This is a genomic window from Lutibacter sp. A64, from assembly GCF_022429565.1.
Classification (GTDB): domain Bacteria; phylum Bacteroidota; class Bacteroidia; order Flavobacteriales; family Flavobacteriaceae; genus Lutibacter.
Window position 1 is genome coordinate 162,046 of record NZ_CP092487.1, and the last position, 21,275, is coordinate 183,320.

Here is a 21,275-nt window from a genome sequence, read left to right on the forward strand (position 1 = left end):
TTAATGAATTATAACAACACCCTTAGTTGGATGTTTTCTCAGTTGCCAATGTATCAAAGGCAAGGAAACACCGCTTTTAAAAAAGATTTAACCAATAGTTTAGCCTTATCTAAACATTTAAATTTTCCAGAAAAAAAGTTTAAAACCATTCATGTAGCTGGTACAAATGGCAAAGGATCTACCAGTCATATGTTAGCTTCAATTTTACAAGAAGCAGGTTATAAAGTTGGTTTATATACGTCTCCACATTTAAAAGATTTTAGAGAGCGTATTAAAATTAATGGTACAGTTATTCGTAAAATTGATGTCATAAATTTCATAAAAAAGAATACTGAATTTTTAACCACGCATCAGTTGTCTTTTTTTGAAATGACGGTTAGTTTAGCTTTCGAATGTTTTGCAAAACAACAAGTAGATATCGCAATTATTGAAGTAGGCTTAGGCGGAAGGTTAGATTCAACAAATATTATAACTCCAGAAGTTTCTGTAATTACAAATATAGGGTTAGATCACACACAATTTTTAGGGGAAACATTACCCGAAATTGCTTTTGAAAAGGCAGGAATAATAAAACCAGCTGTTCCTGTTGTAATTGGTGAATTTCAAGAGGTAGTTTTTCCAGTATTCGAGAAAATTGCTTTAGAAAAAAATGCGCCGCTATTTTTGGCTTCAAAAAATTACAAGGCTAATTATCTGTCCGACTTAAAAGGTAGTTATCAGCAGCATAATATAAAAACTGTTGTAAAAACTATTGAAGTACTCAAGGAAAAAGGGTTTAGAATTTTAGAAGAAAATATACAGCAAGGGCTCTTAAATGTTAAAAACAATACAGGCCTCTTAGGAAGGTGGCAACTTTTAAATACTTCACCTAAAGTTATATGCGATACAGGGCATAATAAAGAAGGTTTGGGTTATGTGTTAACTCAGTTACAAAATGAAGAATTTGAGACCTTACATTTTGTTTTTGGAGTTGTAAATGATAAAGATCTAAAGGGAGTTTTACCTATGTTTCCAAAAAATGCTACTTATTATTTTTGTAAGCCAGATATTCCAAGAGGATTAGATGCCGAAAAGCTACAGTTACAATGTACATCTTTTGGTTTAAAAGGAAAAAAATATAGCTCGGTACAAGTTGCTTATAAAGAAGCTTTAAAAAAAGCTTCAGATAATGATTTAATTTTTATTGGAGGAAGTACTTTTGTTGTTGCTGAAGTTGTTTAATAATTTAGCTTGTATTTTAATATTTTTAATATTTTTATTGAATACTTATTAAATTAAGTGATTAAATTTTTTTTTTTAAAAGATTGATAAAGAGCGTTTTGTTTTTTTAATAAAAAAAATAATTAATTATATGTCATTTTTATAGCAAAAACCTTTGGCAAATTAAAAATAGATTATATATTTGCATCCGCTTAGGGCAATTAGCTCAGTTGGTTCAGAGCACCTCGTTTACACCGAGGGGGTCGGGGGTTCGAATCCCTCATTGCCCACCAAAGTAAATCCTACTAGAAATAGTAGGATTTTTTTTATGTAAAACTTTTGTGAAGTTAAAAATAGGTTATATATTTGCATCCGCTTAGGGCAATTAGCTCAGTTGGTTCAGAGCACCTCGTTTACACCGAGGGGGTCGGGGGTTCGAATCCCTCATTGCCCACCAAAGTAAATCCTACTAGAAATAGTAGGATTTTTTATGCATTATATTTTGGTGAAAGGCTTATTCTGGATCAATCCTAATTGTTGTGTTTAAGCAAAAATTGTAGTTAATCTATATAGGAAAAATTCTACATTTTTAACACCTATAAATTGAGTTCTATCCATTTTTAAATAACTTTTCAAATTTTAACATTAAAAAAATCTTCTGGTTCTATCTAATACTTTTTATAAGTTTAGAAGTGGGCAGAAGATTTTTTATACAAGAAAACACGAAATTGCTTAATATACAGTATGTATTTTAAATAATTAATTTAAATTTTTAACTTGCTGGTATTGATTACTATGTGGAAATACTTTTATTAATGTATTTAAAACATTTTCAGCTTTAGTAGAATCTCCTTTATTTTTATAAATAGAATAAGCTAAAGTTAATAGCTGTTCATTGTTCGGATATTCTTTTAAAGCTTTTGTAATGGTTTTAATAGCTTCTTCGCTGTTACCTAAATCATTTTGCATTACAGCATAATAGTAGTGATTTTGAGCATCATTTTTAACTACAGACTTAGCGGTTTCTAATGTTTTAAAAGCCTTTGTTTTATCACCTATTCTAATATAAGCAAAAGCCAATGCTTGATATGCCATTGAAAAGGTTTTATCTATTTCTATAACTTCTTTTAATAACGAAATGCATTCTTCATTTTTACCTTGCATTCTTTTTAAGTCAGCGTAGTTAATTTTTACAATTAAATTTAAAGTATCTAATGCCACTGCTTTTTTAAAGTAATCTTCAGCCTGATCTAATTTACCTAAGCCTATAGCTGCAACACCTATAGATGATAATCCTAAAGAGCGATCTTGCCAATATAATAATTGATTGATGTATTCTTTCCTTGCTTTATCAACTACTTGTTTTTGCTTTGTAGGTAAATTTGTTGTAGGTATGTCATAAATTAAGCTGTTGGCCATATGTCTAACACCATAAACGGTATCATTAGCTAAAGGTAAAGCATATTTGTATTGTTGTTGCTTAGATAGACTTCTTAAAGATTCTAATCCAGCTCGTCTTACTAAAGGACTTGTAGATGCTAGTGCCATTTTTAAATTTTCAAAAGCTAAAGGGTTGTTGTTATAATCTTGAAATCTAATTGCAGTACCAACTACAATATTAGCCATATCTTTATCATTAATAACTTTATTTAAGTCTGATTGTGCATCTGGTTTATTTGTTCTTATATTATGAAAAGCAAAGCCATAATGTGGTATTGTATCATATTTATTACCATACCAATTTTTAAATTCTTTAGCAGCCCACTCGTTAGATTTATCTGTATGACAATTATTGCAGGCATTTACAGCTCCTGTTTTTACACTAATATCAGGTCTTGGAATTCGCATACTGTGGTCTGAACGCGGGTCAACTACCATTATGGTAATTTTTGGTAAATGGCAACTTATACAGCTTGCTCCAGTTCCGTTTTCGTCATGTTTATGATGTTCTTTGGTTTTGTATTTACTAGGCATATGACATTGAAAACAAACATTTTCTTTACCACCTTTTAATTCTCCACTATGTACATTATGACAATCTTTACAAGTGACACCTTTTGCGTACATTTTGCTTTGTAGGAAAGAGCCATACACATAATCTTCGTCATTGTTAGTACCATCGTCATTATATAAAGGATAATCTAAATAAGCTATTTGGTGTGTATGTTCAAGTACTTTTCCAAAGATATATTCATCTGTTAGTTGGGCTCTTCTTGAATGACAACGACCACACCATTCTACTTGCATATTTGAAGTTCTAGGTTTTGAACGCGTAACTTTTGCAGTTTCAGGATCTATAATCCACCTACTAGGGTCTCTATCCATTATATCGAAGACAAATCCCATATTTTCTACATTTTGAAGTGTGTCTTTTGCCCATTTTTCGTGTAGATCACCTGGTCCGTGGCAAGCCTCACAAGAAACATTTATTTCATCAAAAGTAGTATTGTAAGCTTGTGTATCTGGGTTGTAATTTTTTTTAACATTGGTTGAGTGGCATTCGGCACACATATAATTCCAATTCTGTAAAGCTCTACCCCAATTTAGTTCATCGTGTGAAGCTATAAACTCATCAGGATATAAGTGCTGCCATTTTTGACCTCCATCTTCTTTTGAACGTGAATCCCAAAAAGGAGTAAGTACTTGTAGACTACCCTTAGGGAATATAACTAAGTATTGTTGTAAAGGGTAAACTCCAAAGGTGTATTTAACTTCAAAATCGGCATATTTTCCATCAGGTCCTTGTGTATTGACCATAAACAAGCTGTCTTTTTTAAAGAAGGTACTAGTTACACCATAAATTGTATATTTTATATTGTTAAAATCACCCAAAACAGTACTATCTGTTGGTAATTGCATAGCTAGTTGATGGTCTGATCCCATCCATTCATTGTATTCAGTTTGGTGGCACTCAATACAATTTTTAGAGCCTATAAAACCTTCATCGTGTTTATGATTGTTTAATGCAATTTGAAGAGGAGAGTATTCACTTTCTTTTTTTGAGTTACAAGAAATAAAAATAAAACTTAGAACTAAAATTGAATATTTAAATAATAAGTAATTGAGTTTGGGTGAATTTACTTTTGCATTCATTTTAATAAAATATTAAATGTAATATTTACGTTTTAAAGAGCTAATTTAAGCAAAATAGATGTAAATATTTGTGTTTTAATTTTAATTAAAATACTCTATTAGAAATAAGGCTATTAAAGTTTTAAAAATGAGATTTTATATTTTAAGTTAAGTTGTGAGAAACTTTAAAGGGCTCTTTAAATAGAAATTCAAAAATATAATTGAAAATAAATAACATAAAAATTTATACTTTTGTAAAATCACAAATATTTTAATATAATTTTTGATTATTTCTAAATGTTAAAGAAAAGTTACCTACTAATAATTCCAATTTTACTTTATTGTATAGGGTTAACGGCACAAGAAGAATCCCTTAAGTATTCTGAAAAATTAAGTATTTCTAACGGTTTAGCTCATAATGGGGTAACTTCAATTTTAGAAGATTCTAGAGGGTTTTTATGGTTTGGAACTTATGATGGGATAAATAGGTATGATGGATATGAGGTGAAAACATATAAAAATACCATAGATCAGAATATTTTAATAAGCAATAGAGTTAGAGCAATTAGTGAGGACGAGAAAGGAAATTTATGGTTTGGAACTGATGAAGGAGTTTCTATTTACGATGTATCTAAAGAAAAATTTGAGAAGATTTATTCAAATCAACTTCTAGGAAAAAATACAAGTGGTCCTATTGTTAGAAATATTTTAATTGCAAAAGAATTAGGTTTAATAGTTTGTTTAACTGAGGGGAATGGTGTTGCTTTATTTAATGAAGATCACTCATTTATAGGTCGATATATTCCAACTGGAGAAAGTTTTGATAAAAATATTTTGTTTTATAAAGGTATAAAGTTAAACAACACTAACTATGTTTTTACCACTTCAAGCGGTTTAATTCTTTTTAATTTAAAGACTAAGCAATTTAAAAAATTATTAGAAAATAAAATAGATTATTGTAACTCAGTAATTAAATTAGATGAAGAAACGTTACTAATTTCATTATTAAATGGTGTTGCTTTTGTAGATTTTAAAATTAAAAATGGGGCATTTAATTTTAAGCTAGTTCATAAATCTCTTGAAAATTATCAATTTAATAGTTTATTATTAGACCCTTTACAAAAATTATGGTTAGGTACTTTAAATGATGGGTTAATTAAAATTGATGATGTTAATTCTTTGAAGAATCTACCTCCTTTTAAAATTAAATCATTTAAGGATGGTATGAAAATTTTAAGAATGAGTTCTTTAGTTGCTACAAAAAATAATTATTGTTGGGCTGCAACCTTTAATAAAGGCCTCTATAAATTTAATATTAATCAAAATCCGTTTAAATATTATAATATAAAAATGGGACATAAACATGGATTGCTCACAAATAGTGTAACACATGTTGCTCCTTTAGATGATGATAGGGTTTATTTAACTGCGAGTTTTGGAGGTATGGCATTATTTAATACCAAAACAGAAAAGTTTGAAAAAGTTCCTTTAAAACTTTCAAAGCAACAGTTGCTAAATATATCTTCTGTTTTTGTAGATTCTAAAAAAAATGTATGGTTTAGAGCTTATAGGGAAAAGTTTTTATATAGACTTAAAAATGGAGAATCTTTATTAGAGAAAGTAGTTTTAGAAAATCTTTCAACAACAGATAATATTGGTATACGTTCTTTTACGGAAGATAAATATGGAAATATTTGGATAGGATTAAATAATGACGTTTATAAAATATCACTTAATAAAAATAATAAGATTATAAATGTTGAATCCTTAAATAAAAACGTATTATTTAATGATGAAAAATTATCACTCGCACGTTATATATATGCCGATCCAATTTATAATTATATATGGATAGGGGCCGATTCTGATGGTTTATTTAGAATTAGTTATAAAGAAAATGATAAGGTTGAAGATTTAAAGATAGACAGGTATGTAAAAGATGCTAAAAATCCATTATCTATATCAAGTAATTTTGTAACATCTATTATTCGTTTGCCTAATGAAGATCTTTGGGTTGGAACTGAAGGTGGAGGGATTTGTAAGGTTTTAAATAGCGATAGTAATCCTGAGTTTATAGCTTATACAGAAAAGAATGGTTTGTCTAATAATGTTGTAAAAAGTATTTTATATGATGATGATTATAATTTATGGATTTCAACAAATATAGGCCTCAACAAATACAATGCAAAAGAAGCTAGTTTTAGAAGGTTTAATGATTCTGATGGGTTGCCTTTTGAGGATTTTTGGTTTGCAGCAAGTAGGTTAGGAAATGGCAATATGTTGTTTTCTGGTTTAGACGGATTTTGTTATATAAATCCAAAAAATATAAAAAACGATGAAAAACTTCCAAAATTAGAATTTGAAAACTTTAAGTTGTTCAATAAATTAATTTTACCTGGAGATACTGTTAATAATAGAGTTTTATTAAAAAAACATTTAACCAATTCTGAAATAATAGAGTTAAAGTATAATGAGAATGTATTTTCTTTAGATTTAACAAGTCTGCATTTTTCTAATCCCGAAAATCATAAATTAAGATACAAATTATCACCCATAAATGAAGATTGGGTAGAAGTGCCTTCTAGTCAAAAAATAATTTATTACAATGGACTTCAGCCAGGGCCTTATGAATTAAATGTTATGGCGTCAAATTCATTAAATGAATGGACAGAACCAAAGAAGTTAAAAATTCTAATTACTCCACCATTTTGGAAAACAACTAAGGCATATTTTCTTTATATTTTATTAATTGGGTTAATTATATTTTTAATAGTTAGAGTTATTTTAAAAATTCAATCGTTAAACTATAAAGTACAAATAGAACAAATAGAAATTAATAATGTAAAAGAATTAAATAAGGCAAAACTTCAATTTTTTTCTAATATATCACATGAAATAAAAACTCCTTTAACTCTAATATCTGGACCTATATCAATTTTAATAAACCGTTTTAAAAATAATGCAGATGTAAAAGAAAAGTTAGAAATAGTTAAGCGACAATCAAAAAAGATTTCTCAATTAGTTGATCAAGTTCACGATTTCCAAAGGTCTGATGCCAATTTGTTAAAAATGCATTATTCAACTTTTTGTTTTGATACCTTTATTAATGAGTTGCTTACAGATTTTAAATTTTTAGCAAATAATGACAACAAAAATATTGAAATTATAAGAGAATCCGATGAAATATATGTGTCTGCAGATAAAGATAAGCTAGAAAAAATATTAAACAACTTATTAAATAACGCCTTTAAGTATACCAAAGCAAAGGATTCGATTAAAATTATATATAAAAAAGAACACAATAATTTAGTGTTAAAAGTTTGTGATACTGGTAGGGGAATAGATAAAGATGATATAGAGCATATTTTTGAACGATTCTATCAATCTCAGAAAAAACACAACACCTATATTGGAGGCTCAGGTATAGGTTTAGCTTTTTCTAAACGTTTAGTTGATATGCATTATGGTTATATTAAAGCCGAAAGTGAGTTAAATGAAGGAACTAAGTTTACAATAGTTTTGCCAATTGTACAAACAGAGTTTAATGAATATCAAAAAGAAAAAGAACTTGAAATATTAACCGCAGAAAAAACATATACTCCAAATCAAAATTTTGAAAACAATGATGATTTAAGTGGAATTGAAGTTAATAGTGAATTTGCTAATTCGAAAATATTTTTTGCCGAAGATAATAGTGACATGAGAAAGTTTGTTTCTGGAGTACTTTCAAATTTTTTCCAAATAAAATCATTTGTAAACGGAAAAGAGTGTATTAATGAAATGGAAAACGAATGGCCAGATGTTGTTGTAAGTGATGTTTTAATGCCAGAAATGAACGGGTTTGATTTATGTAAACGTATAAAATCTAATATTAAAACAAGTCATATTCCAGTAATTTTATTAACAGCTAGTACTGCTATTGAAGATCAATTACAAGGCTTAAAAGATGGTGCTGATTCTTATATTAAAAAACCTTTTAATATTCAATATTTAATTACTAGAATTGAATCGATTCTTCAAAATAGAAAACAACTTAGAGAGCGTTATAAAATGGATTTTCCTTTGAATATTGATAGGGATGAAACTAACTCTAAAGATGAAGTTTTTCTTGAAAAATTGTATAATTTAATAAAAGAAAATCTAGATAATCAAAATTTAGATTTAAATTCTTTTGCTAAAGAATTGTATTTAAATAGAACTCATTTTTATCAAAAAGTAAAGGTGCTTACTAACCAAACGCCGTTTGAATTACTTAAAAATTATAGATTAAAAAAAGCAGCTGAATTTTTACTGCAAAAGAAAATTTCAGTAAATGAAGTGTATGTAATGACTGGTTTTAAAAGCCGCACACATTTTACCAAACTGTTTAAAGAAAAATACAATACTACACCCGGTAAGTACGCAGCAGAAACTAAGAAAAAGTTTAATTCTTAGTTATTAAGTTAAACTTATTTACCTTAACAGACATATAAATAATTTAGAAATACATTATAAGAGGTATTTGTAACTAAGTTTGGCATTAAACTTAAAAAGCAACTATCTCTTAACTATATGGCTAAAAATTTTTTTGTTTTGGAATAGATATTGTTTAAACAAGTTTAAATAAGATAATAATAATTTTTAAGAAAGGTTTTTAATGAAAAAACATAGAAAAATATTTAGTTCAATAGTTGTATTTTGTACACTAATTTTAACATCGTTAAATGCGCAAAATAAAATTACTTCAGTAAATACAAATAAAGGTGTTTATAGTATTGAAACCGACTACACAATTTTAAAAGTACGTCCGGCTAAAAATAATAAAAAATCTTACATAGTTGCTTCCAGTTTTGAAGGTACATTAATAGGTGTTTCTTATGAAGGAAAAATACTTTGGGAAAATAAATTATCTGGATTTATGAATCATGATATATGGTGTGAAGATATAACAGCAGATGGTAAAGATGAGATTTTAGTTGCAAATGCAAATGGAACAATTTATTGTTTAAATTCAGAAGGGAAAACCATATGGGAGTTTAAAAAGAATGATGCACCAATGTATGCTGTTTCTGTTGTAAGTAAAGAGAATAATTCTTTTGTTGTAGTAGGTGGTTTTGATAAAAGTATTTATTATCTATCTTCAGAAGGAAAAGAAGTTAAAGAGATAAAATCTAAAACGTATTCTATTGAAAAACCTTGGAGTAAGTATAAAAAAGAAATACCAGAAAGTAATGTTTCAACAGCAAACTTTATAAGATCAATTAAAAAACCTGACGGAACAGAGATATTAGTTGTTTTAGGAACTAATAACCATATGAATGTACCAGGAACTTTATACTTTTTTAATGTTTTAGAAGACATACCTTTTAAAAAAGTAAAAATTAAAGCTCCTTCAGAACTTAAAAATAAAATTAGAATTAGACCTTTAGGAGATTTTAAATCTGCCGATATAAATAACGATGGCACCGAAGATATTATTTTAGGAGCTTCAGCTCATGCAAATGATTTGTTAGTTTCTACATATGATTTAGCAAATGATAAGTTTAGCTTTCAGAGAATTAACAAGGTTAAATTTGGCTACGATATTGCACAAACAGTTATAATTAATCAGAATAATGAAACAACCTATTTAACAAGAGCAGGAAGTCAGATTCATTTATATAAACCAAATTCAATAGAAAAGGAAATTGAACGATTAGTTGGTACTTATGCATATAACGATGTGTATAAAGATGAAATTACAGAAAAGGTAATTTTGGCTAGTGCGCAAAGCGGAGGAAGCTGTATTCATATTATAAATACAAAGGATAAAAATTGGAAAAATGAATTTCAAAATTTAGAGCCAAAAGGTAAAATATCTCAGATTATAAAGAATACCAATACAATAAGAAAGTATTTAAAAAACTATAAAAAACCTTTCAATCAAAATGTGTCACAATCAGTTTATTTAATGACTGAAAGTGTTCCAGAAAGTGAGTTGGCATTAAAAAATGAAATTGATAGAAAGTATAAAAATCCAATTTTTCTAAATTCTTTATTTATGAAAGAAGTAGAGAAATTTGATAGATCTTCATTTTTAAATGATAAATATAAAAAAGCTAGAGATAGAAGAAAACAATATACACTAAGCCAGAATGAAGCAATAGATTATATTTCAAAAAGATTTAAAGACGAACCTGGAATAGCTTATTGGGCGGGTCATGGAAACGATCCATATATGTTTAGTATTAACACTACAAAAAGTGTTATAGATAATGCTAAAAGTAAAAAAACAGTATTAATTTATCCAGAAGTTGAAGATCATTCTAAAGAAAATTTAGATTTTTTAGTAAACGATTTAATTTACCCATTAGCAAAATATGCACAAGGTAAAAATGCAAATGTATTTTTGCGCTCTAAAAATATATTTTGGTTAGGTTCTAATTATTTAGACTCTTGGTCTAGATTAATGTCGGGAGAATTTGCTGATGTTTTTGTACCATCAATGGAAGAAACTACAGATAAATCTATGGAACTAAGTTTTGCTGGTCGAATGGGAATGTGGGCAAGCGGAGCTGTAAATAGTTGGGGAACAAGAGCTGTTCCAGATAATACTGCATTTGATCGTTCAAGGCAATTAGGATACCAAAGATTGCCAAATCACTTTTTACGAATGTTAATTTTTCATACTTCAAATGGAGCTCAGTTTATTAATAATTTCTCTGTAAATCAGGAGTATATAAGTATTTATTGGGAGTTGATAGCAAAAGGAGCTTTATATGTTCCAAAACGAAATGAAATAGTTAGTATTTCACCGGTTCATTTAAGTATGAAAGCCCCAGATCATCATTATTTAAATGATGGTGCCAATGTAAAATGGACTACTTTTTATAATCAAGAATTTGAAGAAAATAATCCATTTGTATTTAGTAGGTTAAATGGTACTTGGCCAGGAGCACCAGTTACAGAATGGGATTTTTCTAGATATGCTGCTGGAGTTAAAGAAAGGAGATTAAATTTTTTAGCACCTTATGAAAATGGATTGGTTTTAGTAACGCCACCACAAAAAGGTGTATTTGCTAAAAAAGATGTTCCTAGAGGTGAAATGGTAAATAATCTACATCCATTGTATAAAAATATAATGAAAGAATACATTACAGATGGACGTAATTATTATTCAGCAGATGGAAAACAAACTTATAGTGCAGATGAATATTATAAAGTAATTGAAAATGATATAAAACAAAGTGCTAAAAAATTACCAATAACAGTCTCTGGAGATGTAGCTTGGGTAGTTGCTCAAACTTCGCCAAAACATTTAAGATTAACATTAATTGATAATGGTTATATAAACCCTAAAAATAGTACGGCAATTGTAAGTTTTAATACAATTTCACCAATTAAAATAACAGATGTTTTAAGTGGTGAAGAATTTAAACAATCAAATTCAACAACAAGTATCAATATTCCATTGGGTGGGTTTAGATTTATAGATGTAGAATTGACCAATAAATTAGTGCGCTAATAGCTTGTTTAAATAATTATTGAAAACTACATTTTATTTATTTTTAAATACAAAAAAAATGAGTGTTATCGTAAATTTACTCAAGAATCATTAAAAAATATATTATATGAAAATTTTAAAAGCAGTATTATTAATTGTTTTTTTAGCAGCAATATCAAATGTAAATGCGCAAGATAAAACTAAGGCTGAAAAAAAATTAAAATGGATGGATAAAGATAAAAATGGAACTGTTTCTTTAGAAGAAATGAAGATTTTTTACAAAGGAAAAACCAATAAAAAAGGTGAGCCTCTTAAAGTTGATTTAATGTTTTTAGGTCTTGATAAAAATAATGACGAACAAATAACTTTAGAAGAGCTTAAACAACCAATTGATTGGAAATTGGCTAAGCAAAAAAGCAAAGAGAAAAAATAGTGTATTTAATTATTTGGATTAGAAATTTGAAGTTAATAAAAGCCGAAATGTTTATTTCGGCTTTTTAATGCATTATAGTGTAGGCTATGTAATAATTGAGAAACTACATAACTTATGTACTGAAAAGTACAATTAATAAACGAGTAACTACATTAAAAGTTTCTCTTATTTTTAATTTTATTGCAATAGAAAATTATTAAGGTTTTTATGTAAAAACTATTGTTTAATAATAGAATAACTAAAGGAATTTACATTATTAATATTCAAAAAAAGTTAATTAAAGTTATTGGTTTTTAGATTAAAAACTAATCATAGAATTAATTAAAGAAGTATAATTATATAAGAGAAAATATATTTTAAATGAAAATAAAAGTTTTAAAAATTAGTTTTTTATTTTTTGCCGTTATTTTTAATAGTTGTAAAAATGCGTCTAAAGAATCTGAAACCGTAACATTAATTGAAAGACCAAATGTTATTTTATTTGTAGCTGATGATCACGGAACAGATGCTTTGGGTTGTTATGGAAATAACGTAATTCAAACTCCAAATTTAGATAAATTAGCTTCCGAAGGAACGATTTTTAAAAATGCATATTGTACAAGTGCAAGTTGTGCAGCAAGTAGGTCGGTAATTTTAACAGGAAAATTTGGACACGCAACGGGTTCTTATGGTCATGTACACGATTACCATCATTTTAGCACCTATGATAATGTAAAATCGTTACCAGTTTTATTAGAAAATTCTGGGTATGAAACTGCTCGAATTGGAAAATACCATGTAGCACCAGAAACAGTTTATCATTTTAATACGGTTTTAGAAGCAGATCCAAGAAATACAGTTGAAATGGCAGAACAGTGTGGAAGTGTTTTAAATTCAGATAAACCATTCTTTTTATATTTCTGTACCGATGATCCTCATAGAGGGCAACCTTTTGAACCAGACCCTTGGAATGCCCCTAATAATTTTGGAAATAAGCCAGAAGGTTATAAAGGTGTTGAAACTATAGTGTATAATCCAGAAGATGTATTGGTTCCTAACTTTTTACCTGATACAAAAGAGAGTAGAGAAGAGATAGCTCAATACTATCAAAGTATTTCAAGAATTGATCAAGGTTTTGGTAAACTAATGAAAATGTTACAAGAATCTGGTAAAGCAAACAATACAATTGTAATGTATATTTCAGATAATGGAATGGCTTTCCCAGGAGCTAAAACAACAGTGAATGAACCAGGAATAAAATTACCGTGTATTATTAAAGATCCTACAAATTCAACAAAAGGAATTATAAATAATGCAATGATTTCTTGGGTAGATTTAACACCTACTATTTTAGATATGGCAAAGGTTAATTATAAACCAGAAGATTTTCATGGGAAATCTTTTAAAAATATTATAGCAGAAAAAAAAACTGAAGGGTGGAACGAGATTTATGCATCACATACATTTCATGAAATAACAATGTATTATCCAATGCGTGTAGTTAGAAGTGGTAATTACAAGTTAATTTGGAATATAGCTTGGCGTTTAGAATATCCATTTGCGTCAGATTTATGGGCTTCCTCAACATGGCAAAGTATTTATAGAACCAATGAAGAATATTTTGGTCCAAAAAAAATAAAAGACTTTCTATTTAGACCAGAGTTTGAATTGTACAATTTAGCCGAAGACCCTGAAGAGTTGAATAATTTGGCGCTACAAAAAGATTTTGAAAAAGAATTAGAAATTATGAAAACAAAAATGAAAGAATTTCAAATTAAAACGGAAGATCCTTGGTATATTATGTGGGGACACGATGCATCATTACAAGGAACAGGAGTTAATCTTTAAAAAAAAATAAATATAGAAAAGATGAAGAACACAATTTTAACATACCTTTCAATAATAGCTTTATTTATATCTTATCAAGCAAATGCAGTTGAAATAATTAATATAAAGCATGCTGATGGAGATATGGCATACGTAGTAAGAAAAGCAATTGAAGAGGCTAAAGAGAAAGATATTAAGTTAGTTTTTGAAAAAGAAAATTATACATTTCATACAGATTATGCAATTGGGAAATATTTATACATAACCAATCATGGTAATGGATTTAAAAAAATAATTTTCAATTTTGAAGGGTTTAATTCTGTAGAAATTGAAGGAAATGGGGCTGAATTTATTTTTAGAGGTCAGGCTGCTCCTATGGTTTTTGAAGGCTGCAATACAATTAAAGTAAACAACTTAACTATTGATTGGGATATTCCTTTTAGTTTTCAAGGTGATGTAATGGCTGTAAATAAACAAGAAGGTTATTACGATTTAAAACCATATACAGAGGGGTTCTCATGGGAACTAAAAAAAGGAAAAATTGAATTCCCTGGAATTAACCATTTTAATTTTAATTCTTTAGGTAGTTCATTGTCACATAATAAAGAGACTAAAGCAGTAGATTATGGTGCTTGGGATCAATCTTTAAGACCAAATTATGTTGAAAAGTTAGCAAACGGAAATTTGCGTTTTTATGATAAAAACATGAAAAAATTTCCAAGAATAGGATCTGTTTTACAGTCTAAAGGAGATAAAAAAAGTAACCGTTATGCACCAGCATTTTTAGTACGTAATTCAAAAAATATTCGTTTTAATAATGTAATTGTTCACCATGCCTTAGGAATGGGGTTTTTGTTTGAAAGATCTGAAGATATAGATATTTTAAATAGTGGTATTTTTATTAGAGAAGGGTCAGACAGAGTAATTTCTATAATTGCAGATGCTACCCATTTTGCTAATTGTAAAGGTGAAATTTTGATAGAAAACTGTCGATTTGAAGGAATGTATGATGATGGAACAAATGTACATGGTACTTATGTAGAAGTAACAGATATTTTAGATGATAAAACCGTTCGTTTTACGTTAAAACACGATCAACAAATGGGGTTTGAATTTGCTGGAATTGATGATGAAATTTGGTTTATTAAAAATCCTAATCCTCAACGTGCAGATGTAAATAAAGTGATTGATGTAAAAGTAATTAACGATTATTATTCAGAATTAACATTTGAGAATAAATTACCTTCAGATTTAAAAGTAGGGGATATTTTAGAAAACAAAACTTGGAATCCTACTTTTACTATGCGTGGAAATATAATTCGAGACCATAGAGCAAGAAATATTATTATTAAAACACCGAAAAAAATAATTATTGAAGACAATGATTTATCATCAATGATGTCATCTATTATGTTAAGAGGTGAAACATTTTATTGGTTCGAATCTGGAAATGTAGAAGATGTTGTAATTAGAAATAATCGTTTTGTAGATTGTGCTTACGGAGGTGCAGAACATGCTATTTTAAAAGTATCTCCTCGTTTAGGAAAAACATTTGACCAAACAATTACATATGATAGAAATATTCTTTTTGAAAATAATACAATTGAAACTTTTGATAATCGTATTATTTGGGCAGATAGATTGGATGGTTTAATTGTTAGAAATAATACAATTAAGCAAACAACAACAGAAAAACCACAATATCCAAATGCATCTATGTTCGATTTTGAAAATTGTAAAAATATAGAGGTGTATAAAAATACTTATGAAGGAAATTGTACAAATGTTTTAAAAACAGATGCTGTTTCTAAAAAATCATTAAAGTTTAAAAAGAATAAAGGTTTAAAGGTTAAATTATAAATAATTTATGAGAATTAGACTTGTAATACTTGTAGTTTTTGGATGTTTTTGTCATTCAATACAAGCACAAAATGTAAAAGAATCTACGGTAGAGGTTGTGTTATTAGCAGGTCAAAGTAACATGGCTGGAGCTGGTAATTATGATGAGTTAGACGAAGCAATTAGGAATAGAGTTGAAGAAGTTTCGCATAGAGTTTCTTTAAGTTTTAATGGAAATGTAGCTAAACCATTAGCTTTTTATAATAATAAACCATCAGAGAAGTATCCATTTTTAAAACGTTTTGGTCCAGAATTGTTATTAGGTGTTACATTGGCTGAAAAATACCCTTCAAAAGAATTTTTATTAATTAAGCGTTCTCAAGGAGGTACGGCATTGTATGGGGCTTGGAATCCTTTTTGGAAAGAGAAAAAAGCAAAAAAAATAGAAAAAGGATTTAAACAAAATTTGCAGCTATTTAATATGCATATTGCTGATATTAATAAAAATTTAGAAGATTTAAAATCTAAAGGTAAAACGTATCAAATTATTGGGTTAGCTTGGATGCAAGGTGAAAATGATGCTATTTTAAAAGTAGCAGCAAAAAGTTATCAAAAGAATTTAAAAAAATTAGTAAAAGCATATCGAAAAACATTTAATGTACCTAAAATGCCAATTGTTATTGGGCAAATAAATTCAAGATATGGTATAGACGGTGGAGCGAATTTAGTACGACAAAATATGGAAAAGTTTGTAAATCAAGATAAGTATGCTGCAATTATTAGAACTTCAACTGATACATTGTGGAGCGATTTTCCAAAACATACTGATAATGTACATTACAATACCGAAGGACAAAAATGTTTAGGAATTGCTTTTGCAAAGGCATTATTCAACTTCAAAAAAAAATGAATATAGGTTTTTTCAAGAATGTAAATTAGCTTAAACTAAGAACAACTATTAGAGTGAAAGATCTAGATAAAATTAATATGATTTATAAAGTTTATACACCAACTACTTATTCTAAAACTAAAAAACACCAATAATAATTGTAATTTAGTCCTAAAGGAAATAGAAATGGTATTTTAAGCCACATGAAAGAAAGTGCTGAGAAATTTAGATGGATTTTGGTTGGATGTGATAAGCTTAAAATGGAATGAAGAATGAAGTCTTAGAGCAAAAAATGGAAGATGAAGTTATATATGGGCGATATTTTAAAGAATATTCCACAAGATTCTCATAGGGTTTATTTAGTAGGATCTTTTGGCGGAGCAATGCGCATATTGTTTAATAATATAAGGCCTGAAAAGTATGCAGGTGTTATTGTATATGGCGGATAGCTAGAAGGGAAAGATTATTAGGATAAAAATTATCAATTAGGAATGTTAGTTGTAATTGTAAATGGAGAGAAAAATAAAGGAGCAAACAATTGGAAAGAAATTGATTCTAAAATATTATTAAAATAAAATTGTGAAGTAAAACAAGTTTTCTCATTCTCGAGGTTATAAAATTGTATCGAGTAAAATTACTTCTGAAGTTTTAAGTTGGTTAAATAACAATTAAAAATCTAATATTTATTATGAAATGTTTTTATTTAATATTTACACTGCTAGTTATTGAATTAGCAATAGCGCAAGTAACGCCAAATTCATTATTTCAAAATAATATGGTACTGCAACGTAATCAGCCAATTGCAGTTTTTGGAAAGGCTGTTTCAGAAAAAACAGTTGAAATTATTTTTAAAAATAAACTCTATTCAGCCAAAGTTAAAGATGGTTATTGGAAAGTATTTTTAGACGAATCGGAAGCTGGAGGGCCTTTTACACTAACAATTAGAGGGAATAACGAAATTGTTATTAAGAATATTTTAGTTGGAGAAGTTTGGTTATGTTCTGGACAGTCAAATATGGAAATGCCTGTAAAAGGAAATAAAGGGCAGCCAATAAACGGTAGTAATTTAGCCATTTTAAAAAGTGGAAATTCGAAAATTCGATTTTTTAAAGTAGGAAGAAAAACAGCTTCTAAACCTTTAGAAACCTGCGAAGGTGAATGGAGTTTAGCAATACCTTCAACAGTAAAAGATTTTAGTGCAACAGCATATTTTTATGGAAAATTATTGCAAGAAACATTAGGTGTGCCAATTGGATTGATTTCTAGTAGTTGGGGAGGAACTCCAGCAGAAGCATGGACACCTAAAGAAGTTTTAGATACAGATTTAAAAGAGTTTACTCATTGGAAAACAGATATGTCTTTACCTCAAAAATTACCTTCTCAATTGTATAATGGTATGATTCACCCATTGAAACCCTACACAATTAAAGGGGTTATTTGGTATCAAGGAGAGGCAAATAAAACATACCATCAATCTTATACAAAATTATTCTCGTCAATGATAAAAAGCTGGAGAACTAAATGGAATCAAGGAGATTTTCCATTTTATTTTGTGCAAATTGCTCCATTAGCTTGGGGAGGTGTTGATCAAGCTTTTTTACGCGAAAAACAATTAAGAACAATGTTAACTGTTCCCAAAACAGGAATGGCTGTTACATTAGATATTGGAGAAGAATTTTGTATTCACCCAGCTGAAAAACAAAAAGTAGGTGAACGCTTAGCTCTTTGGGCATTGGCTAAGGATTATGGTTTTGAAGACATTCAATTTAGTGGGCCTGTTTATAAATCTATAAAAGTTAAAGAGGGGAAAGTTACTGTTGAGTTTGATTATGCGCCAAATGGGGTTACAAATTTTGGAAAAGAAATGTCCGGTTTCCAGGTTGCAGGAGACGATAAAATATTTCATGAAGCTGAGGTTAAAATAACAAAAGGTATATTAGAAGTTTGGAGTAAAAATGTTTCAAATCCTATTGCAGTACGCTATGGTTGGGATGCTTGGATTAACGGTTCTATTTTTAATACTGCAGGATTGCCCGCATCGTCTTTTAGATCAGATGATTGGGAAGAATAATTTTTCAAGTAGAAATATGCAAATTTCAATAAATAGCAAAATAGTATTCAGAAATACATTTAAATGGGGTAAAAATTAGGTTTGCTCCATTTTTTGTTTTGAAATAAACTATTAGATACATTTTATGAACTCTTAGTAACATACGTTTTTATTTTTAATTATTAATTTGATTATTGATAAATAAACTTTAAAATTTATGGTATTATTTAATATGTTTAAAAAAGTATTTGTACTAGCTTTTATACTGGTATCAGTTGTTGTAAATGCTCAATCATTAGATAAGCAGGCAAAAGATAAAATTAGAAAACTTGAAAAGCTAATTAAAAAAGCAGAAAAGAAAAATATAGATGTTTTAAAAGAAAAAACTACGGTTAGAACAGCTGAAATATTTTTAAAAAATGCAGCTTGGGATGAAGAAAATGTAGCCATAAATACCAAGAGTTTTCAATTGGTACCTTCATTTAAAAAAGATGCTTTAAAAATGGCTGAAAATTTAGCGACTTTTGAACGAAATGATGTGATTTTAATGTTAGATGACGCTATTGATTTTTTACAATTATTGATTGATGAAAAAGCCTATAGAAAACCGAGTCCAAATGTAGATTGGAGAAAAGTAATTGTAGAGGAAGATCAATTAACATTTAACGGACGTCCAGTTTTTTTAGCAGATTATACTTGGAAACCAAAAGTAAAAAGCTTAACAGAATATCATGGAAATCAAGATGGTTTCTTTTTAACACCTTCTTATGTAGTTAAAGAAGACGGAACCGTAAATCGTAATAAAATAAAAGAATTAACCACTAAACCAGAAGGATCTTTGGGGTTTATTTTTCTAAATCATAAAACAATACCTAATTGGGCAGAGCAAAAATATGGTCCAAATTATGGAATGCGAGAAGATACCTATACTGCTTATGATATTGATAATCCAGGAGCAAGAGAAATTCAACAAAAATTGTTAAAAAGTGTTGTTCCATTAATGGCAGGTAAAAAATATACACAGCTAGGCTATATGTTATGTAACGAACCACATTTTTATACATATACAGATGCTACAAAGAATAAATTACCATGGGCTTCGGGAGGAGTTTCTCAATATACAATTGAAAAATTTAAAGTTTGGTTAGCTACTAAACATAAAAATATAAAAGTCTTAAATAACTTGTGGAATACTAATTTTAATAGTTTTAATGAAGTTGTAATTCAAATTCCTATTGATATTAGTTTAAAAGGAACTCCAATTTGGTATGATTGGACTTCTTTTAATATGGATAGAGTAACAGATTGGTATTCGTTTTTAAAATCAGAAATTACAAATTATGATTCTGAAGCTAAAGTACATTTAAAAATTATGCCAAATCTTTGGACTGATAATAAACGTGCCCATGGTATAGATTTGGAAGCTTTAACAGAGTTAAGTGGAATTATTGGAAATGACTCTGGGGCTGATCATACTTATACTTGGGGGAAACCTCATGAATGGCAAAAATATTATGCTTTTGAATGGAGAGAGTTGTGTATGGGTTTTGATTTTATGAAATCTGTAAGTCCAAATAAAATAAACTTTAATTCAGAATTACATTATTTATCAACTGTTAGGTCTAGAAATTTATATTTAGATCCAATGTATGCAAGAGCAACTTTTTGGTTGGCACATTCCTATGGAATGACCGCAAGTCAAATTTGGTATTGGCCAAGAAATGAAGATGGGTCAATTTCTAAAAAAGCTATAAATGATAAAGGTTATGCAGGTTCAAATAATATGCAACCAAGAGTCACCAACGAAGTGGCAACTACATTAATCGATTTAAATTCGTATTCAGAAGAAATAATGAATATACAGCGTCAAAGAAAACCATTAAGAATTTTTTATTCAAAAACTTCAGCAATAAATAAAGAAGCACATATGGATGATCTTTATAAATTATACAAGTCCCTTAACTTTGAAGGAATATCTTTAGGTTTTGTAACCGAAAATATTATAAAAAAACAAGATGACAATAATTGGGATGTTGTATTGGTTTATAAAACCCCTTTTGTTACAACTAATGAATTAAAAGAACTTCAAAATTATTTAGATAATGGTGGAATTGTAATTGTTGACAATGAAAGTTTATTGAAAAATGAATACGGAAAAACACAAATAAGTTTAGAACAATCTAAAGGAACACTTATTAAGTTGAATTCTTTTTCAAAAATAAAAGAGAAAGCATTGTCTATTTTAAACAATAGAAACTTACTACCTGAAGTTGCTATTTCTGAAACAAATTCAGCAGATACAAAAGGTTGTATTTGGAAAGTGGTAAAAAATAAGGCAGGAAATAATGTGCTTTCTGTAGTAAATGTTGGTAAATCAAATGCCACTTTAGAAATTATGTTAAATGGAAGTTCAGAAATTGTGTGTAAAGATTTATTAAAAGGAATTGAAGTTAGTTCAAACCCAGTATTAAAACCTAATGAAGTATTTTTTGTTGAAGTAACAAAGTCAGAATAAAAAACAATA

The 21,275-nt window shown here is 28.4% G+C and carries 11 protein-coding genes and 2 tRNA genes; 12 read left to right on the forward strand and 1 reads right to left on the reverse strand.

Annotated elements, in window-relative coordinates:
- Window positions 1-3: 3 nt before the first annotated feature.
- From MKD41_RS00775 to MKD41_RS00785, 3 genes are all read left to right on the forward strand, one after another.
- A complete protein-coding gene (locus tag MKD41_RS00775) occupies window positions 4-1,221 on the forward strand; it encodes a bifunctional folylpolyglutamate synthase/dihydrofolate synthase (protein ID WP_240243545.1) in 1,218 nt (405 codons plus the stop codon).
- Between the two features lie 194 nt (window positions 1,222-1,415).
- Window positions 1,416-1,493: transfer RNA gene (locus MKD41_RS00780), tRNA-Val, on the forward strand.
- An 86-nt stretch (window positions 1,494-1,579) separates the two neighbouring features.
- A tRNA-Val gene (locus tag MKD41_RS00785) sits at window positions 1,580-1,657 on the forward strand.
- 302 nt (window positions 1,658-1,959) lie between these two features.
- Here the strand turns inward: MKD41_RS00785 and MKD41_RS00790 are convergent.
- Window positions 1,960-4,293 carry a tetratricopeptide repeat protein gene (locus tag MKD41_RS00790; protein WP_240243546.1) on the reverse strand — a complete coding sequence of 778 codons (2,334 nt, stop codon included), beginning with the start codon at window positions 4,291-4,293 and terminating at the stop codon, window positions 1,960-1,962.
- Window positions 4,294-4,569: 276 nt separating this feature from the next.
- Here MKD41_RS00790 and MKD41_RS00795 point away from each other — a divergent pair, with 276 nt between their 5' ends.
- From MKD41_RS00795 to MKD41_RS00835, 9 genes are all read left to right on the forward strand, one after another.
- A complete protein-coding gene (locus MKD41_RS00795; RefSeq protein WP_240243547.1) occupies window positions 4,570-8,706 on the forward strand; it encodes a hybrid sensor histidine kinase/response regulator transcription factor in 4,137 nt (1,378 codons plus the stop codon).
- 202 nt (window positions 8,707-8,908) lie between these two features.
- Window positions 8,909-11,755 (forward strand): hypothetical protein, encoded by a 2,847-nt coding sequence (locus tag MKD41_RS00800; RefSeq protein WP_240243548.1) that lies wholly within the window; start codon window positions 8,909-8,911, stop codon window positions 11,753-11,755.
- A 106-nt stretch (window positions 11,756-11,861) separates the two neighbouring features.
- Window positions 11,862-12,167: an EF-hand domain-containing protein gene (locus MKD41_RS00805; protein ID WP_240243549.1), complete on the forward strand. Its 306-nt coding sequence runs from the start codon at window positions 11,862-11,864 to the stop codon at window positions 12,165-12,167.
- Window positions 12,168-12,527: 360 nt separating this feature from the next.
- Window positions 12,528-13,994 carry a sulfatase family protein gene (locus MKD41_RS00810; RefSeq protein WP_240243550.1) on the forward strand — a complete coding sequence of 489 codons (1,467 nt, stop codon included), beginning with the start codon at window positions 12,528-12,530 and terminating at the stop codon, window positions 13,992-13,994.
- A 21-nt stretch (window positions 13,995-14,015) separates the two neighbouring features.
- Window positions 14,016-15,833: an alpha-1,3-galactosidase-related protein gene (locus tag MKD41_RS00815; protein WP_240243551.1), complete on the forward strand. Its 1,818-nt coding sequence runs from the start codon at window positions 14,016-14,018 to the stop codon at window positions 15,831-15,833.
- Window positions 15,834-15,840: 7 nt separating this feature from the next.
- On the forward strand, window positions 15,841-16,722 hold the full coding sequence (locus MKD41_RS00820; RefSeq protein WP_240243552.1) for a sialate O-acetylesterase: 882 nt from the start codon (window positions 15,841-15,843) through the stop codon (window positions 16,720-16,722).
- Between the two features lie 278 nt (window positions 16,723-17,000).
- Window positions 17,001-17,150 (forward strand): hypothetical protein, encoded by a 150-nt coding sequence (locus MKD41_RS00825; RefSeq protein ID WP_240243553.1) that lies wholly within the window; start codon window positions 17,001-17,003, stop codon window positions 17,148-17,150.
- 239 nt (window positions 17,151-17,389) lie between these two features.
- The gene (locus MKD41_RS00830; protein ID WP_240243554.1) at window positions 17,390-18,772 is read left to right on the forward strand and encodes a sialate O-acetylesterase; all 1,383 of its coding nucleotides are present in this window, start codon (window positions 17,390-17,392) and stop codon (window positions 18,770-18,772) included.
- Between the two features lie 196 nt (window positions 18,773-18,968).
- A complete protein-coding gene (locus MKD41_RS00835) occupies window positions 18,969-21,266 on the forward strand; it encodes an alpha-amylase family protein (protein ID WP_240243555.1) in 2,298 nt (765 codons plus the stop codon).
- The last annotated feature ends 9 nt before the right edge of the window (window positions 21,267-21,275 follow it).